General features: G+C 75.7%; 14 protein-coding genes. 10 read left to right on the top strand and 4 right to left on the bottom strand.

Annotation, left to right across the window (positions count from 1 at the left end; all coding sequences use genetic code 11):
- Window positions 1–101: 101 nt before the first annotated feature.
- A complete protein-coding gene (locus tag D6B71_RS13745) occupies window positions 102–1034 on the bottom strand; it encodes an NAD(P)H-hydrate dehydratase (RefSeq protein WP_121256009.1) in 933 nt (310 codons plus the stop codon).
- Window positions 1021–1788 (bottom strand): histidine phosphatase family protein, encoded by a 768-nt coding sequence (locus tag D6B71_RS13750; RefSeq protein ID WP_206051760.1) that lies wholly within the window; start codon window positions 1786–1788, stop codon window positions 1021–1023. Before D6B71_RS13750 ends, D6B71_RS13745 begins: the two co-directional genes overlap by 14 nt.
- 172 nt (window positions 1789–1960) lie before the next feature.
- Between D6B71_RS13750 and D6B71_RS13755 the strand changes: the two genes are divergently transcribed.
- On the top strand, window positions 1961–3235 hold the full coding sequence (locus tag D6B71_RS13755; RefSeq protein WP_121256013.1) for a S1C family serine protease: 1275 nt from the start codon (window positions 1961–1963) through the stop codon (window positions 3233–3235).
- A gap of 132 nt (window positions 3236–3367) precedes the next feature.
- A complete protein-coding gene (locus D6B71_RS13760; RefSeq protein WP_240641414.1) occupies window positions 3368–5056 on the top strand; it encodes a DUF885 domain-containing protein in 1689 nt (562 codons plus the stop codon).
- Window positions 5057–5194: 138 nt separating this feature from the next.
- Here the strand turns inward: D6B71_RS13760 and D6B71_RS13765 are convergent, their stop codons facing one another.
- Window positions 5195–5440: a hypothetical protein gene (locus D6B71_RS13765; protein ID WP_206051762.1), complete on the bottom strand. Its 246-nt coding sequence runs from the start codon at window positions 5438–5440 to the stop codon at window positions 5195–5197.
- Between D6B71_RS13765 and D6B71_RS13770 the strand changes: the two genes are divergently transcribed.
- The 6 genes from D6B71_RS13770 (at window position 5430) to D6B71_RS13795 (ending at window position 10492) form a co-directional block, all read left to right on the top strand.
- The gene (locus D6B71_RS13770; protein ID WP_121256015.1) at window positions 5430–5639 is read left to right on the top strand and encodes a hypothetical protein; all 210 of its coding nucleotides are present in this window, start codon (window positions 5430–5432) and stop codon (window positions 5637–5639) included. The two genes, D6B71_RS13765 and D6B71_RS13770, sit on opposite strands and share 11 nt — an antisense overlap.
- Before the next feature lie 62 nt (window positions 5640–5701).
- Window positions 5702–6085: a hypothetical protein gene (locus tag D6B71_RS13775; protein WP_121256017.1), complete on the top strand. Its 384-nt coding sequence runs from the start codon at window positions 5702–5704 to the stop codon at window positions 6083–6085.
- Window positions 6086–6451: 366 nt separating this feature from the next.
- Window positions 6452–7381, top strand: a complete 930-nt coding sequence (cysK, locus tag D6B71_RS13780) for a cysteine synthase A (RefSeq protein ID WP_121256019.1) — start codon at window positions 6452–6454, stop codon at window positions 7379–7381.
- Between the two features lie 2 nt (window positions 7382–7383).
- Window positions 7384–8088, top strand: coding sequence for a serine O-acetyltransferase (cysE, locus tag D6B71_RS13785; RefSeq protein WP_121256021.1), 705 nt, complete (start codon window positions 7384–7386; stop codon window positions 8086–8088).
- 242 nt (window positions 8089–8330) lie between these two features.
- Complete coding sequence (locus D6B71_RS23825; protein WP_121256023.1) at window positions 8331–10037, top strand: FAD-dependent oxidoreductase; 1707 nt, start codon at window positions 8331–8333, stop codon at window positions 10035–10037.
- Window positions 10034–10492 (top strand): hypothetical protein, encoded by a 459-nt coding sequence (locus D6B71_RS13795; RefSeq protein WP_121256025.1) that lies wholly within the window; start codon window positions 10034–10036, stop codon window positions 10490–10492. The genes D6B71_RS23825 and D6B71_RS13795 overlap by 4 nt, the downstream gene beginning before the upstream one ends.
- Window positions 10493–10623: 131 nt before the next feature.
- Here the strand turns inward: D6B71_RS13795 and D6B71_RS13800 are convergent, their stop codons facing one another.
- Complete coding sequence (locus tag D6B71_RS13800) at window positions 10624–13110, bottom strand: SCO7613 C-terminal domain-containing membrane protein (RefSeq protein ID WP_121256027.1); 2487 nt, start codon at window positions 13108–13110, stop codon at window positions 10624–10626.
- A 318-nt stretch (window positions 13111–13428) separates the two neighbouring features.
- On the opposite strand from D6B71_RS13800, the gene D6B71_RS13805 reads away from it, so the two are divergent.
- Both D6B71_RS13805 and D6B71_RS13810 read left to right on the top strand, forming a co-directional pair.
- Window positions 13429–14988, top strand: a complete 1560-nt coding sequence (locus tag D6B71_RS13805; RefSeq protein ID WP_121256029.1) for a fatty acyl-CoA synthetase — start codon at window positions 13429–13431, stop codon at window positions 14986–14988.
- Window positions 14989–15025: 37 nt separating this feature from the next.
- Window positions 15026–16315: a cation:proton antiporter domain-containing protein gene (locus D6B71_RS13810; RefSeq protein ID WP_121256031.1), complete on the top strand. Its 1290-nt coding sequence runs from the start codon at window positions 15026–15028 to the stop codon at window positions 16313–16315.
- Window positions 16316–16375 lie beyond the last annotated feature (60 nt).

A 16375-nucleotide genomic window follows, 5' to 3' on the forward strand; every position in this document is an offset into this window, starting at 1 on the left:
GGTCGGGGTGCACCCTGGCGGTACCCGACGCCCGGTCCGTGATGCGGCGCGCGAGCAGCTGGTTCAGACCTCGCGCGCCCGGGCCGCGGCCGCGAGCCCGGTCAGCCGATCTCGGCCAGGGCGGCCGGGACCTGGGCCGGGATCTCCCGGGCGAGGTAGCCGACGGTGCCGACCTCATGCGCCAGGCGCTCGCCGGCCCGCGCATGCAGCTGCGCCCCCCACACCGCGGCCTGGGCGGGCTCGGCGCCGCGGGCGAGCAGGCCCGCGACGATGCCGGCCTGCACGTCCCCCGAGCCGGAGACCCCCAGGCCCGGCCCGCCGCCCTGCACCACCCAGCCGCGGCCGTCGGGATCGGCGACGTGCTTCTCGGACCCACCGCACAGCACGACCACACCGCTGCGGGCGGCGACCTCCCGGGCGGTGCCGAGCGGGTCGGCCTGCACCTCGCGGTCCTCGCGGTGCGCCGTACGGGCGAGCTCGGTGGGGTTGACGCACAGCACGGCCCGGCTGTCGAGATGGAGCAGCCCGCGCGGGTGCTCGGTGAGGTACGCCGAGGCGAGGGCGTCGAGGACCGTGCTGGCGGTGACGCGGGGCAGCAGGGCCTCGAGCAGTCGGACCGACGCGGCCACGTCGCTGAAGCCGGAGCCGAGCAGCAGCACGTCGACGCGGTCGGCCAGCGCGACCACTTCGCCGACCGCGCTCGGGTCGAGGCGGCCGGCCGCTGCGACCTCGAGGCCGTGCACGGCCGCCTCCGGCACCGCGACCGCCAGCGTCGGGGCATGCCCGGCGGCCGTGGCGATCTGGAGCTTGCCGGCGCCGGCGCGCAGCGCGGCCTCGCCCGCCAGTCGCACGGCGCCGGGGGTGGACTCGTCGCCCCCGACGACCAGCAGCTGCCCACGGGCGTGCTTGTCCTCGCCCGGAGGGGGCAGCGGCCACCCTCGCAGCACCGCCGGAGTGACGACCGTCGCCGGCCCGCCGGCCGGCCGGCGCGGCGTACCCCTGCCCGGCGGAACCGCCGGCTCAGTCGTGCTCACGGCTGCCTGCGCCGGCCTGATCGGCCTCGCGCGTCACGTCGGCGTCGGCCTGGTCCACGTGGTCCGTGCGCGCGAACTGCTCCAGCTCGAGGAACGCGCCGTCTCGGCGGTAGGTGGTCAACGAGGCGTTCGGGATCTGCAGCCGGCGGTCGACGTCGAGGATCTGCTCCTCCGAGAGCCCCTCGAGGACGTAGCGGAACGTCATGATCACCGCCTGGTGGGTGAACAGCCACACGTGCTCGCCGTCGAAGCCGTGCCGGAGGTCGTCGAGCAGCCCGCGCACCCGGAGGGCGACGTCGGCCCAGCTCTCGCCCGCCGGAGGCTGGTAGTAGAACTTGCCGAGCTTGCCGCGACGGGCGGCCTCTTCGGGGTGCCGGGCCCGGATGCCGGTGCCGGTCAGGCCGTCGAGCACGCCGAGGTCGCGCTCGCGGAGCCGCTCGTCGAAGTCGAGGTGGAGCCCGGGCTCCGAGGGAAGCCCGCTCAGCGTGCGCTCGGCGGTCTGCGCCGCGCGGCGGTAGGGCGAGCTGATCGCCGCGGTCGGCCGGGTCTCGTCGTCGCAGCCGGCCAGCCAGGCGGCGAGCGCGTCGGCCTGCTCCCTCCCGGTGTCCGACAGCTCGACGTCGGCGTCGCGGACGTCGAGGTCGAGCTGCTCGGCGCCCGCCTCGCGGGCCTGTGAGTCGGCGTGGTTGCCGACGCTGTGCCCGTGGCGGACCAGGGTGAGCCGGGCCGGTCCGGTGCTCCAGCGGGGTCGCACGGTTGGCTCCTCGTGACGTGGGGACGGGTCGGTGCCGGTCGTCCGGCGAGAGCGGGGTACCCATCCCGCGGGCCGGGCAACGCGGATGCGGCCTGTCGGCTCACGGACGCTCACAGGAGCCGCACAGCCCGACCGCATCGTCCTCGCAGGCTCCGGCGGTGAGGTGGGCGTCATGGACAACCACACGACCTCCCTGCCGCACCTGCCCGCAGTCGCCGAGACCCCCGCGGTCACCGGTGCTCCACCTGCCCGCGGGCGCCGGATCTGGTACTCCGCCGGTGTCGCGGCCGCGGGCGGTGCCCTGCTCGCCGCCTCGGTCGCGGTCCCGGTCACCTGGGCCTTGACCGACGGCGACGCCGTCGCGGTGAGCGGCGGCGCCGTCGCGCCGGCGTACCAGGGCGCGGCCTTCCCGGGCAGCCTCCCCGGCACGTCCCCCGGCCTGGGCGATGGCCTGGACGAGGGTGTCGGCGACAGCACGGAGACCGGCCCGCAGGACAGGTCCGTCGCCGACTCCGGCGCCGCAGCGACCGAGGCGCAGTCGCAGGGCGTGGTGCTGATCGAGACCACGACGGCGTCCGGAGCCGGGGCCGGGACGGGGATCGTGCTCACCTCGGACGGCCTGGTCATCACCAACTACCACGTGGTCGAGGACGCCGCCGAGGTCACCGTGACCGTGGCGACGACCGCGGAGAGCTTCACCGCCGAGGTCGTCGGCTTCGACGAGACCGCCGACGTGGCGCTGCTCGAGCTCGACGGCGCCGAGGGGCTGACCGTCGCGGTCCTCGACGACGACGGGGACGCCGTCGACCCTGACGGAGAGGCCGGAGACGAGGTCACCGCCGTCGGCAACGCCGGCGGCCAGGGCTACCTGTCCGCCGTAGACGGCACGGTCACCGCGACCGACCGGACGATCACCACCTCCGACGGCTACGGCATGCCCGGCAGCGCTGAGCAGCTCACCGGCCTGCTGCAGACGACGGCGGCCGCGGTGCCCGGCTACTCCGGCGGTCCGACGCTGGACGCCGAAGGTGAGGTGCTCGGGCTCACCACGGCCGCCTCGAGCGCCGCCGCGGAGAGCTTCGCGGTGCCGATCGAGGACGTCCTCGACGTGATCGAGCAGATCCGGGCCGGAGACGAGAGCGGCTCGGTGCAGGTGGGAGCGTCCGCCTACCTGGGCGTCACCGTCAGTGAGAGCGGGAGTGGCGTGGGAAGTGCTGCCGGCGTCGCTGTGGCCGAGGTCGAGGCCGGGACGCCGGCCGCGGAGGCCGGGCTGGCCGCCGGCGACGTGATCACGGAGGCGGGCGGCCGCGTCGTCGCCCGGGTCGAGGAGCTCACGGACCTGCTCGGCCAGCGCGAGCCGGGCGACCGGGTCGCGCTCACCTGGACCACGAGCGCCGGCAAGCAGCGCACCGCCGTCGTGACTCTCGCCGAGAGCCCCTACGCGTGAGACCCGGCGCTGGGCGTCCGCGGGTGCGCGGGATCGCTGCTGAGGAGCTCGGCTGCCCGGGCGACCCGGTCGGCAGCCGGCGGCGCGACAACTCGGCGGCGCCCCGCGGCGTCGTCTCCTAGGGTGACCAGCGTGACCACCGACGCCGCACGCCCTGTCGACGCCGCCTCCGACCGCTTCGTGGAAGAGTACGCCGCCCTCGACCCGATCGCCGCCACCTACCTCGGGATCGCCGGGCACGAGCACCGGCTCACCGACCTCTCGCCCGACGGCTTCGACGCCCGGGAGGAGCTGACCCGCCGGGCGCTCGCCGAGGTCACCGCGGCCACGCCGGTCGACGAGCGCGAGGCGGTGGCCCGCGACGCCTTCCGCGAGCGGTTGGGCCTCGATGTGGAGCGCGCCGACGCGGGCGTCGTCCGCCCCGAGCTGTCGGTGCTGACCAGCGGGCTGCACGAGATCCGGCAGGTGTTCGACCTGATGGACACCGAGGGCACCGAGGCCTGGGAGGCCGTCGACGCCCGGCTCGCCGCGGTGCCCGCCGCGGTCGAGGGCTACCGGATCACGCTCGCCGAGGAGGCTGCGCGCGGGCGGGTGGTGGCCGCGCGGCAGTACGCCGAGGTGGCCGACCAGGTGCGGGCCTGGACCGGGCAGCAGGGCGAGGGCGGCGACTTCTTCGCCGGCCTGGTCGCCCGCAGCGGCCAGTCGGGGGCGCTGCAGACCCAGTTGGAGCAGCACGCACGGGGTGCCAGCCGGGCCTTCGCCGACTTCGGGCTGTTCCTCGAGGACGAGATGGCGCCGCGCGGTCGATCGAACGAGGCGGTCGGGCGCGAGCACTACGCGCTGGCCTCGCGCTACTTCCTCGGCGCCGAGGTGGACCTCGAGCAGACCTACCTGTGGGGCTGGGAGGAGCTGAAGCGGATCACCGACGACATGGCCGCCACCGCGCAGCGGATCGTGCCCGGTGGCAGCGTCGACGACGCCGTCGCCGCGCTCGAGGCCGACCCGGCGCGCAAGATCTCCGGCCGCGAGGCGTTCCGCGACTGGATGCAGGAGCTGGCCGACCAGACCATCGCCGACCTGCACGGCACCCACTTCGACATCCCCGAGCCGGTGCGGCGCATCGAGTGCTGCCTGGCGCCGACCAACGACGGCGGCATCTACTACACGGGCCCGTCGGAGGACTTCACCCGCCCCGGTCGGATGTGGTGGGCGGTGCCTGACGGCATCGATGAGTTCGCCCCGTGGCGCGAGGTCACCACGGTCTTCCACGAGGGCGTGCCCGGCCACCACCTGCAGGTCGGCCAGACGGCGTACCGCAGCGAGGTGCTCAACCGGTGGCAGCGGCTGATGTGCTGGGTCAGCGGCCACGGCGAGGGCTGGGCGCTGTACGCCGAGCGGCTGATGGACGACCTCGGCTACCTGGCCGACCCGGCCGACCGCCTCGGCATGCTCGACGGCCAGGGCATGCGCGCCGCCCGGGTGGTCGTCGACATCGGGATGCACCTGGAGCTGGAGATCCCGCGGGACAACCCGTTCGGCTTCCACCCCGGAGAGCGGTGGACCCCCGACCTGGGGCTGGCCTTCATGCGGGCGCACTGCCGGATGGACGACCCGGTGATCCAGTTCGAGGTCAAGCGCTACCTGGGCTGGCCGGGCCAGGCGCCGTCGTACAAGGTCGGCGAGCGGATCTGGCTCGAGGCGCGGGCCGAGGCCCAGGCCCGCGCGGGCACGGCCTTCGATCTCAAGGAGTTCCACCGCGCGGCGCTCGACCTCGGCTCGCTCGGACTCGATCCGCTCCGCCAGGCGCTGTCCCGGCTCTGAGGCGCCCGCCGTCGCGCGGCGCGGAGAGCGAACCCCAGTTGACCCGGCAGATGTAACGCGGTGTCCCCGTAGCTATCGCGGTGTTGCAGCACCGCGATAGCTACGGGGACACCGCGTTACAGCGAGACCGGTGGCCGCTCAGCGGGCGGCCAGCACCCGGCCAGCCTCGACCGCGGCCTCCTCGGCTGCCTTGCGCATCAGCGCGGCGGGCTCGGAGAACTCGTCGAGCGCCGGGTTGACGCCGACCAGCGTGAACTCGCGCTCGACCACGGTGAGGTCGGCCTGCCAGCAGTCGACGAGGATCCGCCGCAGGTAGTCGGTGTTGTGGTCCCAGCCCTCGCGGGGTTGTGCCGAGGCCGGTCGCCGCACCTCCGTGCGGCTCACGCCCGCGGGGCTGGCGAAGCTGCGGGCGGCCGCTCCCGACCACGTCCGCGAGGCGCGCCGGCTCGTGGTCGACGCGCTCACCCCGCAGCAGCTGGCCGCGCTCGGCGAGGCCTCGCGCGTGGTGCTCCGCGGCATCGACCCCGAGGCCGCCGCCCGCTTCGAGGGCGGCCCGCAGAGCGTCACCCCGGCCGGCGCCTGACGACGAGGGCCTTCACCCTCCGGGGGGTTGAGTTCCGGGCGCCGCTGCTGCACCGTGCCGCCATGCAGCGCGCGCCCCACGAGAACGTGGCGACGGTCCTCGTCGACCCGGCCGTGCTGCCCGACCTCGAGGTGGCGCTGATGGCGCTCGACCTGTGGGTGTGGCCGGTGGCCACCGCGCCGAACTGCCCCGACGGGCCGCGGGCCGCGTTCCAGCTGTGCCGGAGGCTGGTGATGGCACGACGGGGTGCCTGGGACGACGCCGCGACGTGGACGCCGGTGTGGGTGTCCTTCGGCGCCCGCTGGCGGCAGGGCGCCGAGCCGCTCCCGTGGGAGGCGCACCAGCGGCTGTGGCAGACCCTCGAGCAGTTCGCCGACGGCGTCCGCTACCGCAAGGCCCTCGGCGGCGTCCCCCCGTTGGAGATCCCGCGGGAATGCACCGCCTGAGCAGGGCGTTCCCCTCTCAGTCGGGCGCGTCCCGCATGTGGCCGGCACGGCGTCCGCCCGGCCCGGTGGACGCCGGCGCGCCCGGGACGCAACAATGGGCCACCGCACCCGCGAAGGAGAGAGGCATCGTGAGCATCGCTGCGCCGCGTCCGGCTCTCGCCGGTCCGACGACGCCCGACCTCACCCGCCGCCGCGCTGTCGACCACTGCCTGGTGCGCTCGGCGCTCTGTCGGGCCCACTGACCGCGGCCCCGCCGCTCCCGCCCCGCTCGCCGACCGCGACCACCGCCGTCCGAGCCATCGCTCGTCCCACCCGGCCGACGCCTCCTCGCGCGTCGCCACCGTCGAGATCTCAGGAGAGACCACCATGCGCGTCTACGACGACGTCACCCAGCTTGTCGGCAACACCCCGCTCGTCCGCCTCAACCGGGTGGTCGGTGACGCCGGCGCCACGGTGCTGGCCAAGCTGGAGTTCTACAACCCCGCCAACAGCGTCAAGGACCGGATCGGCGTCGCGATGATCGACGCCGCCGAGGCCTCCGGCGAGCTGAAGCCGGGGGGCACGATCGTCGAGGCCACCTCCGGCAACACCGGCATCGCGCTGGCCATGGTCGGCGCCGCGCGCGGCTACCGCGTCGTGCTGACCATGCCCGAGACCATGTCGAAGGAGCGGCGCGCCCTGCTGCGCGCCTTCGGCGCCGAGCTGGTGCTCACCCCCGGCAGCGAGGGCATGAACGGGGCGGTCAACAAGGCCGAGGAGATCGGCCGTGAGCAGGGCGCGGTGCTGGTGCGCCAGTTCGCGAACCCCGCCAACGCCGAGGTGCACCGCCGCACCACCGCCGAGGAGATCTGGCGCGACACCGACGGCGGCGTCGACATCGTCGTGGCCGGCATCGGCACCGGCGGCACGATCACCGGCGTCGGCCAGGTGCTCAAGGAGCGCAAGCCCGGTGTGCAGGTCGTCGCGGTCGAGCCGGAGGAGTCCGCGATCCTCAACGGCGGCCAGCCCGGCCCGCACAAGATCCAGGGCATCGGCGCGAACTTCGTGCCCGAGGTGCTCGACACCGAGGTCTACGACGAGGTGCTCGACGTCAACGCCGCCACCGCGTTCGAGTGGGCCCGCCGGGCCGCCCGCGAGGAGGGCCTGCTGGTCGGCATCTCCTCCGGCGCCGCCATCTCGGCCGCCGTCCAGGTCGCCTCGCGTCCCGAGAACGCCGGCAAGACCGTCGTCGTGATCATCCCGTCGTTCGGTGAGCGCTACCTCTCCACGCCGCTGTTCGAGGGCCTGGTGGACTGACCATGGCAGCCCGCGCCACCCTTCCCTCGCTGACCCTGCTCCGCTCGGACGTGGAGCTGCGCCCGGTGCCCGCCGACGCGCAGGCCGCGACCGAGGCGGACGACGCCGGGCCCGACGCCGCGGGCGAGACGGCCACCGAGCCGGCGCCCCGGGCGCTGGCCCGGCTGCTCGAGGACCTGCGCGCGGCCCGCGAGCGCGACCCGGCCGCCCGCTCCTGGGCCGAGCTGGTGCTGGCCTACCCGGGCCTGCACGCGGTGTGGGCCCACCGGGTCTCGCACCGGCTCTGGCAGCGCCGCGGCACCCGGCTGCTCGCCCGGGTGCTCTCCCACGTGGCCCGGTCGGTCACCGGCGTCGAGATCCACCCCGGGGCGGTGATCGGGCGACGGGTCTTCATCGACCACGGCATGGGCGTGGTGATCGGCGAGACCGCCGAGGTGGGCGACGACGTGCTGATCTACCACGGGGTCACCCTCGGCGGCCGCACCACCAAGCGCGGCAAGCGCCACCCCACCGTGGGCGACGGCGTCGTGCTCGGTGCCGGCGCGAAGGTGCTCGGCCCGATCCTCGTCGGCGACGGCGCCCGGGTCGGCGCCAACTCCGTGGTGGTCGGCGACGTGCCCGCCGGCTGGACCGCACTCGGCGTACCAGCACAGGTCTCGGCTCCCGGCACCCGCGGCGCGATGGCGGACCCGGCGCTGTTCATCTGACCCGTTCTATCTGACCCGGGGCTCGTTGACCGGTCCCGGTCGGGTTGCTGCAGTTTCATCAAGGGATGCAGGCGAACCCGCAGTTCCCCAGGTCTGCCCATCGAGGGGAGTGCCGGTTGGTCTGCATCCCTAGATGAACCTGCACCGAGCCCGGGGCCACCCACCGGACCGTGCCCCAAATCTGACCGGGAAGTCAGTCAGAATCCCCCCGCTGGACAACCCCGGTGCCCTAGGGTGCGCCGGTGACCCACGCCCCGCAGCCGCCCAGCGCCGTCCCGCCCGCCGAGGCCGAGCAGCGCACGAGCCCGACGTACGACGCCGACGTCGTCGTGGTCGGCAGCGGCTTCGGCGGCGCCACCGCCGCGCTGCGCCTCACCGAGGCCGGCCACCAGGTCGTGGTCCTGGAGAAGGGGCGCCGGCTCTCCGACGACGACCTGCTCCGGGCCCGTCGTGACCCGCGCGCCTACCTGTGGCAGCCCGGCCTCGGCATGCGCGGGTTCTTCTGGCAACGGATCCTGCGCCACGTCGCGGTGATCGGCGGCACCGGAGTCGGCGGCGGCTCCATCGTCTGGGCCGGGGTGCTCCTCGAGCCCGGCGCCGACTTCTACGACAACCCCACCCTGCGCCGGCTCGGCCTCGACTGGCGGGCCGAGCTCGGCCCGCACCTGGCCACGGCGTCCGGCATGCTCGGCCGCGCCACCTGCCCGCACAGCGGGCCGATGGACGAGCACCTGCGCGCGGCCGCGGAAGCGGTCGGGGCCGGCCACACGTTCGGGCCGGTGCCGGTCGCGATCCACTTCGGCCGGGAGGGCGTCACCGAGCCCGACCCGTTCTTCGGCGGCGAGGGCCCCGCGCGCACCGGCTGCCGTCTGTGCGGCGAGTGCCTGCTCGGCTGCCCCTACGGCGCCAAGAACCAGCTCACCCGCAACTACCTCCACCTCGCCGAGCGGTACGGCGCCCAGGTGCGCCCCGAGCACGAGGTGACCGCGGTGGCCCCGCTGCCGGGAGGCGGCTACGCCGTCACGTGCCGCCACCCCTGGCGCGGCGGCGCCGAGACCCGGATCACCGCGCGACGGGTCGTACTGGCGGCCGGGGTCCTCGGCACCGTCGACCTGCTGCTGCGCTGCCGCGACGAGCTCGGCACCCTGCCACACCTCTCACCGCTGCTGGGCCGGCACGTGCGCACCAACTCCGAGGCGCTGACCGCCGTGCTCCAGCCACCCGGAGAGGACCTCTCCCGCGGGCCCACGATCAGCAGCGACTTCCACCCCGACGCGACCACCCACGTCACCCAGAACCGGTACGTCGGGGGGTGGCACATGCGGGCCCAGCTGGGGCCGTTGGTCGACGACCACCGTCCGGCGGTGCGGGCGGTCAAGACGCTGGCCGCGATCGCGCTCCGGCCGCTCGCCCAGCTGCGGGTGGCGCTGGCTCGCGGCTTCGAGCGCCGGCTCAGCGTCCTCACGGTGATGCAGACCGTCGACAACGAGCTCTCCCTGGTGCGCGGCCGCTCCCCGGTCCGGCCGTGGCGCACCGCGCTGCGATCGCGGTCGGTGGCCGGCAGCAGCGCCCCGAGCCACCTGCCCGTGGCCAACCGGGTCACCCGCGCGTTCGCCGAGGCGTCGGGTGGCCGGCCGCTGAACCTGCTCGGCGAGACCGTCGGCGGGCTCTCGGTCACCGCGCACGTGCTCGGCGGCGCGGTGATGGGCCGCTCCGCCGCCGAGGGCGTGGTCGACGCCGACCACGAGGTCTTCGGCCACCCGGGGCTCTACGTCGCCGACGCGAGCGTGATCCCCGCGAACCTGGGGGTGAACCCGTCGCTGACGATCACAGCGCTGGCCGAGCGGTTCGCCGCCCGGTTCCCGGCGGCACCCGCCGGGCGCACCCGGCGTACCCCCGTCCGCGGCCGGCCGGCGACCACCGCTCCGGCGCCGGAGCCGGCGCGATGACCGCGTCCGGCCTGCTCGCGACCCGGCGGTCGTGGTCCTCGCTGGCGGTGCCCGACCCCGCGGACCTGGTCGGCGACCTGGCCGCCTCGTTCCTGCCGCCGCTGCGGCGGGTCGCGCCCGCCGGCCTCGGCCTGGTCGGTCTGCCGCGCTGGTGGGGCAAGCGGTTCGTGCTCGCGGGCGACGGGCTCGACGGCGTCAACCTGGTGCGCCCACGTGACGGGGGAGTGCTCGCCGAGGTGCTGCCGATGACCGCGCGGGTGGCGCCGTCGCTGGCCGACGGGCGGCCCGCGCTGGTCGTCTCCTACGCCGCGGACGCCCCGCGACCGTGGCGCTGGGTGCGCGACGAGCTCCGCACCCGCCCCGACGGCACGATCGTCGGCCTGACCTTCGTCGACCTGCCCGTGCTGCGCCGGCTCGGGGGCACGCCGTTCCTGCTCAGTCGCGGGCCGGGCTGACGGGCGTCGCGGGTGCTGGCGACCCGCCGCGGTTTCATCAAGGTATGTCGCCGAACCTGCACTCCCCTCGGCGTGCAGACCCAGGGAAGTGTGGGTTGACCTGCATCCCTTGGTGAAACAGCAGGCCCGCGCTACCGCAGCCGCCCGAGGTACGCCGCGGCGCGGCGCAGGTCGCGGGCCCGGGCCTCCCAGGTGACGCCGACGACCACCAGCGCGGTGCCGGCGGCGCCGATCAGCACCCACTGCGGGGTCTGGGCCGCCCACGGGGCCAGCTCGCGCAGCACCAGCAGCGCCCCGACGACACCGCCGGACACGACCGGCGCCGACCAGCGCAGGGCCGCCCCGCCGAGCACCAGACCCAGGCAGGCGATCCCGAGGAGCACCGCCCGCAGCGAGACCGGGTCGTCGAGCGTCCACAGCAGCGAGGGCAGCGTGGCCAGCCAGAGCCCGGCCCCGAGCGCCCGCTGCGTGGGCAGGGTGACATCGCGGTGCAGGGCGACCAGGCCGACGGCGACCAGCGCGAGCGCGCTCGGCAGGGTGTAGGCCTCGGGCTGGCCCACCCCGAGGTCGGCGAGCCGCACCCACGACGCGAGCGCCAGCAGCAGTCCGCCGAGCCAGCCGAGCCGTCGGCGTCCGGGGTTGACCAGGGCGCTCGCGGTGACCAGGGCGCCGGCGAGCGTCAGGTGCACCGCCAGCGACAGGTGCAGGTCGCCGGAGAGCGCGACCGCCACGGCCGCACCCACCCAGCCGGACGCCGCGGCGCCCAGCTCCACCGACGGGCGCGGCCAGGCCACCGCGAGCAGGCCGACCACGACCAGCAGCGGCACGCCGCGGACGTCCGCGTCGATGCCGGCCACCTCGCCGACGGTCCACACCAGCCCGGCGAGGAGCGGCGCGACGGCGCCGCCGCCGAGGTCGGTCGCCGACGGGAACCGGCCGCGCCAGGCGACGACCGCGGCGGTCGCGGAGCCGAGGGCGACCGCGGCCAGCGTCAGCACCGCGCTCGGCAGCGCTGCGGCCCCGGCGAGCCCGAGGAGGCCGGCGCCCGACAGCGCGAGGAGCAGCCCCCGGTCGTCCTCGCGAGGCAGCGCCACGCCGACCGCGGCGGCACCGGCGGCGGCGAGCAGGCCGGCGACCAGCGCGACCGGCACCGGGTAGAGCGCCGGCACGGCGAGCCCGGCCAGCAGCAGGACGGACCCGGCCGGCCCCCACGGCGTACGCCGCAGCCCGGCCAGCCGGCCCGCGGCCCAGCCGGCGGCGACCAGAGCGGCGGCCATCGGCAGCAGCAGGGCGGGGGCGGCCCAGGTGGTCTCCGGGTCGACCCGCAGCGTCCAGTCGCTCGACCAGGGGCCGGCCAGCGCCAGGGCGCCCTCGGCCGCGGCGAGCAGCTGCTCGGCGAGCAGGGGGAGCAGCGCGGCGGTGGCCAGCGCCAGCGGCCCGACCGCGAGCCATGCCACGGTGTGCCGGCGTCCGACCAGGGTGACCGGCGCCCATCCGGCGACGACGGCCAGGGCGACGAGCGCGAGCGCGTCGGGCCCCTCGTCGAGGGCCGGCGCCGCGACCGTGAGCGTCGCCAGCAGGGCAGCCACCGAGCCGGCGACGCGCGGCAGCGGCTGGTGCCGGAGACCGGCGGCGGCGACCGCGGCGGCGAGCAGCGATGCCCCCACCAGCTCGCCGGCCTCGCCGTCGAGCCACCAGGCCTGCAGGGTGACGCCCACCTCGAGACGGTCCAGGCCGCGCCCGAGCAGGCCGAGCCACCACAGGCCGGCGCCGCCGACCGCGACGACGGTCAGCGTCGTCATCCGGACGTAGCGCGCGCCCACGCCGACGGCCGCGGAGCAGAGCGCGGCCGCGAAGACGACGACGCTCGGGTGGTCGGTGCCCGTCAGCACGCCGAGGCCGAGGACGGCGAGCCCGAGCCCGGCGGCGACCTGGGGCAGGTGCAGCCGGGCCGGGACGGCGGCGGCGAGCGTCACGCCGGCGAGCAGGGTCGCCGCGCCGCCCCAGCGCAGTGCGGCGGGCAGCGACTCGATCTCGACCCAACCTGCCGACGCGGCCCCGGCGAGGTCGAGCAGCAGCAGGCCCAGCGCCACCACCGACAGTGACTCGGCGGCCACGCGGAGCCCGCGGCGTCCCAGCCCGGCGGAGAGGCCGGCCGCGGTCGCGGTCAGCGCCACCAGCACCGTGGTGCGCCCGGCGACACCGAGCCAGGACCACGCCACAGCCAGGAAGATCACCGCGGCCACCAGCAGGCACAGCGCGCCGAGGCCCAGCAGCACCACCGGCACCGACGAGCCGCGCAGGCCCCGGCTCCTCGCGGAGGCGGCCGGCGCCGCGGGAGCCGACGCCGGGAACGGCTCGTACGTCGCGGCGGAGACCCGCGGTCCGCCGGTCGCGGCGTCGCCGCCGGCGGCCACCCCGGCCGCCACCGCACGGACAGCCGGGGCGCCGCTCGCGCGGAGCGCGACGAGCAAGTCGTCGGCGCGGCTCAGCGTCTGCAGCAGCGACACCGCGATCGGCCCCCGCAGCGGGAGCGCGCACCTCGGGCAGGTGGCGACGTCGAACGGCAGCGGGGTGTGACAGTCGGGGCAACGGGTCGGATCGGCGTAGCGGGCCATGCCTCCAGTAGAGACCCGCAGCGGCTCACCGGGGCAGCGATCGACGACTCACCTCGGCTGAGTACCCGTGCTCATCCCGGGCTCGATCGAGTCGGCGCTGGTGCCGGCGGGGATCCGGTCGAGCCGGCGTGAATGCGGGGCGTGCGTGGCCGAGTCGGCGTGAATGCAGGTGCGATCCCGCCGAGTCGGCGACTCAGCTGCCGACTCGGCATCCCGCCCCCGCCCGAGAACGCATCGTGCGGTATGACGGAGACCACACCGACCGGACCAGGCATCTCCGCCACCAGACCGTGACCAGGCCCGCACCAGGAGGACCCGTTGCCCCCCACCACCCCCGACACGACCGCGGCCTCGGCACGCGCCAGCACCGTCGACGGCATCCTGACCCGCAGCGCCGCCCGCCACCCCGACCGGCCGGCGCTGTCGTTCGCCGACCGCACCTGGACCTACGCCGAGCTCGACGCCGCCGTCACCCGGGCCGCCGCCGCGCTGCGCGGGCTCGGGCTGACCCGCGGCGCCCGCGTCGCGGCGTACGGCCGCAACTCCGACGCCTACCTGATCGCGTTCCTGGCCTGCGCCCGCGCCGGCCTGGTGCACGTGCCGGTCAACTACGCGCTCACCGGCGAGGAGCTGCGCTACCTGGTCGGCCAGTCCGGCAGCAGCGCGGTGCTGGTCGACCCCGCCCTGCGCGAGCAGTACGACGCGGCGGGGCTCGAGGTCACCACGGTGCTGCCGCTGCGAGACGCCGACGGCTCGCTGCTCGAGCTGGCGACGCGCGAGGCGGTGCCGGACCGGGTGCTGCCCGCCGACGAGCCACCGGTCACCGACACCGAGCTGGTGCAGCTGCTCTACACCTCCGGCACCACCTCGCAGCCCAAGGGCGCGATGATGACCCACCGGGCGCTGGTGCACGAGTACGTCTCCGCGATCACCGCGCTCGAGCTGCGCGCCGACGACGACCCGCTGCACGCGATGCCGCTCTACCACTCCGCGCAGATGCACGTGTTCCTGCTGCCCTACCTCGCGGTCGGCGCCCGCAACCACCTCGTCGAGGCGCCCGACGTGCCCGAGCTGCTCCGGCTGGTCGCCGAGCAGCGGCACGGCGCGCTGTTCCTCGCCCCGACCGTATGGGTGCCGCTGGCCAACCACCCCGACTTCGCCACCCGCGACCTGACCTCGCTGCGCAAGGCGTTCTACGGCGCCTCGATCATGCCCGGGCCGGTGCTCCAGCGGCTGCGCGACGCGATGCCCGGACTGGCCGTCTACAACTGCTTCGGCCAGTCCGAGATCGGGCCGCTGGCCACGGTGCTGCGACCCGAGGAGCACGACGAGCGGCCCGAGTCGTGCGGCCGGGCGGTGCTCTTCGTCGAGCTGCGGGTGGTCGGCGACGACGACGCCGAGGTCGCGCCCGGCGAGGTCGGCGAGGTCGTCTACCGCTCTCCGCAGCTGTGCGAGGGCTACTGGGACAAGCCCGACGCGACCGCCGAGGCGTTCCGCGACGGCTGGTTCCACTCCGGCGACCTGGTGCGCGTCGACGAGCAGGGCTTCCTCACCGTCGTCGACCGGATCAAGGACGTCATCAACACCGGCGGCGTGCTGGTCGCCTCCCGCGAGGTCGAGGACGCCCTCTACACCCACGAGGCCGTGGCCGAGGTGGCGGTCGTCGGCCTCCCGGACGAGCGCTGGATCGAGGCGGTGACGGCGTACGTCGTGCGCCGCGACGGCGCCGAGGTCACCGCCGACGAGCTGGTCGCCCACGTCAAGGGGCGGCTGGCCGGGTTCAAGGTGCCCAAGCAGGTGCACTTCGTCGAGGAGCTCCCGCGCAACCAGTCCGGCAAGCTGCTCAAGCGGGTGCTGCGGGACCGGCCCGTGGACTGATCGGCATTCTCACGGGCGGGCTGGGCACCGCCCCTGCATGGACCTCGACGTGCTGCTGCTCACCGTGGGCCTGCTCGCGGCGGTGGTGGCCGCCCTGTCGAAGAAGCTGCGGCGGCTGCCGCTCTCGGAGCCGCTGCTGGCGCTGGTCGCGGGCGGAGCGCTCGGCGCGTCCGCGACCGGCGTCCTGTCGCTGCCGACGTTGATCCGCGACCCCGCCGTGCTGCACGAGGCCGGCCGGCTGCTGCTGGCGGTCTCGGTGATGGGCGTCGCGCTGCGCTACCCCTGGCGCGACGTACGCCGCCGGCTCGCGGCGGTGAGCGTGCTGCTGCTGGTCGCGATGCCGGCCATGGCGGTGGTCTCCGCGGCCCTGGGCGGGTGGATCCTCGGCCTGCCGGTGGCTGCGGCCGCCCTGCTGGGCGCGGCGGTGGCACCCACCGATCCGGTGCTCGCCTCGAGCGTGGTGACCGGTGAGGAGGCCGAGCGCGACATTCCGGCCAAGGACCGGGAGCTGCTGTCGCTGGAGTCGGGGGCCAACGACGGTCTGGCGCTGCCGCTGGTGCTCGCCGCCGTCGCGATCGCGGGTCCGCTCACGGCGAGGGACGCCGTGGTCGAGTCGCTGTGGCAGGTGCTGGGTGCGGTCGCGCTCGGGGTGCTGCTGGGCTGGCTGGGCGGCCGGATGCTGCTGCTCGGCGAGGAGCACGGCGCCGCCGAGCACGCTCCGGCGCTGCTGTTCACCGTCGTGCTCGCCCTCGGGGTGATGGGCGCCTCCGGGCTGCTGAAGGTCGACGGAGTGCTCGCGGTCTTCGTCGCGGGCCTGGCGTTCAGCCTGACCAGCACCGGCGCCGAGCGCACCGCGGAGCTGCAGCTGGACGAGGCGGTGAACCGGTTCGCGGTGCTGCCGGTGTTCGCCCTGCTGGGCGCGATGATCCCGTGGGCGGCCTGGCGCGACCTCGGGTGGCGTGGCGCCGCGCTCGTGGTCGCCGTCCTGATGCTCCGGCGGCTTCCGGTCGTCCTCGCGTTGGCGCGTCCGCTGGGGCTCCGGCTGCGCGACGCCGTCTACCTCGGCTGGTTCGGCCCGGTCGGCGTGTCCGCGGTCTTCTACCTGACCCTCGAGGCCGAGCGGCTCTCCGTGCCCGAGAACGTCCTGGCCGCCGGGTCGCTGCTGGTGGTCGCGAGCACCGTGGCGCACGGTCTCAGCAGCTCACCAGGGCGGGCGCTCTACCGGCGCGCTGCCCGCCGAGGAGTCGATGGTTCCCCGACACGCCGGGTCTCGACGGGCTCGACCACCGAGATGGGAATCGGTGACGCGTCGGCGGGCCAGCGGTGACCACGGGGCGAGCCCGGGCCTGGTGACCGGCGTCACGACGGCCTAGGTTTGCCGGCACCA

Origin of the sequence: Nocardioides ferulae (assembly GCF_003660455.1) — a bacterium.
GTDB lineage: Bacteria > Actinomycetota > Actinomycetes > Propionibacteriales > Nocardioidaceae > Nocardioides > Nocardioides ferulae.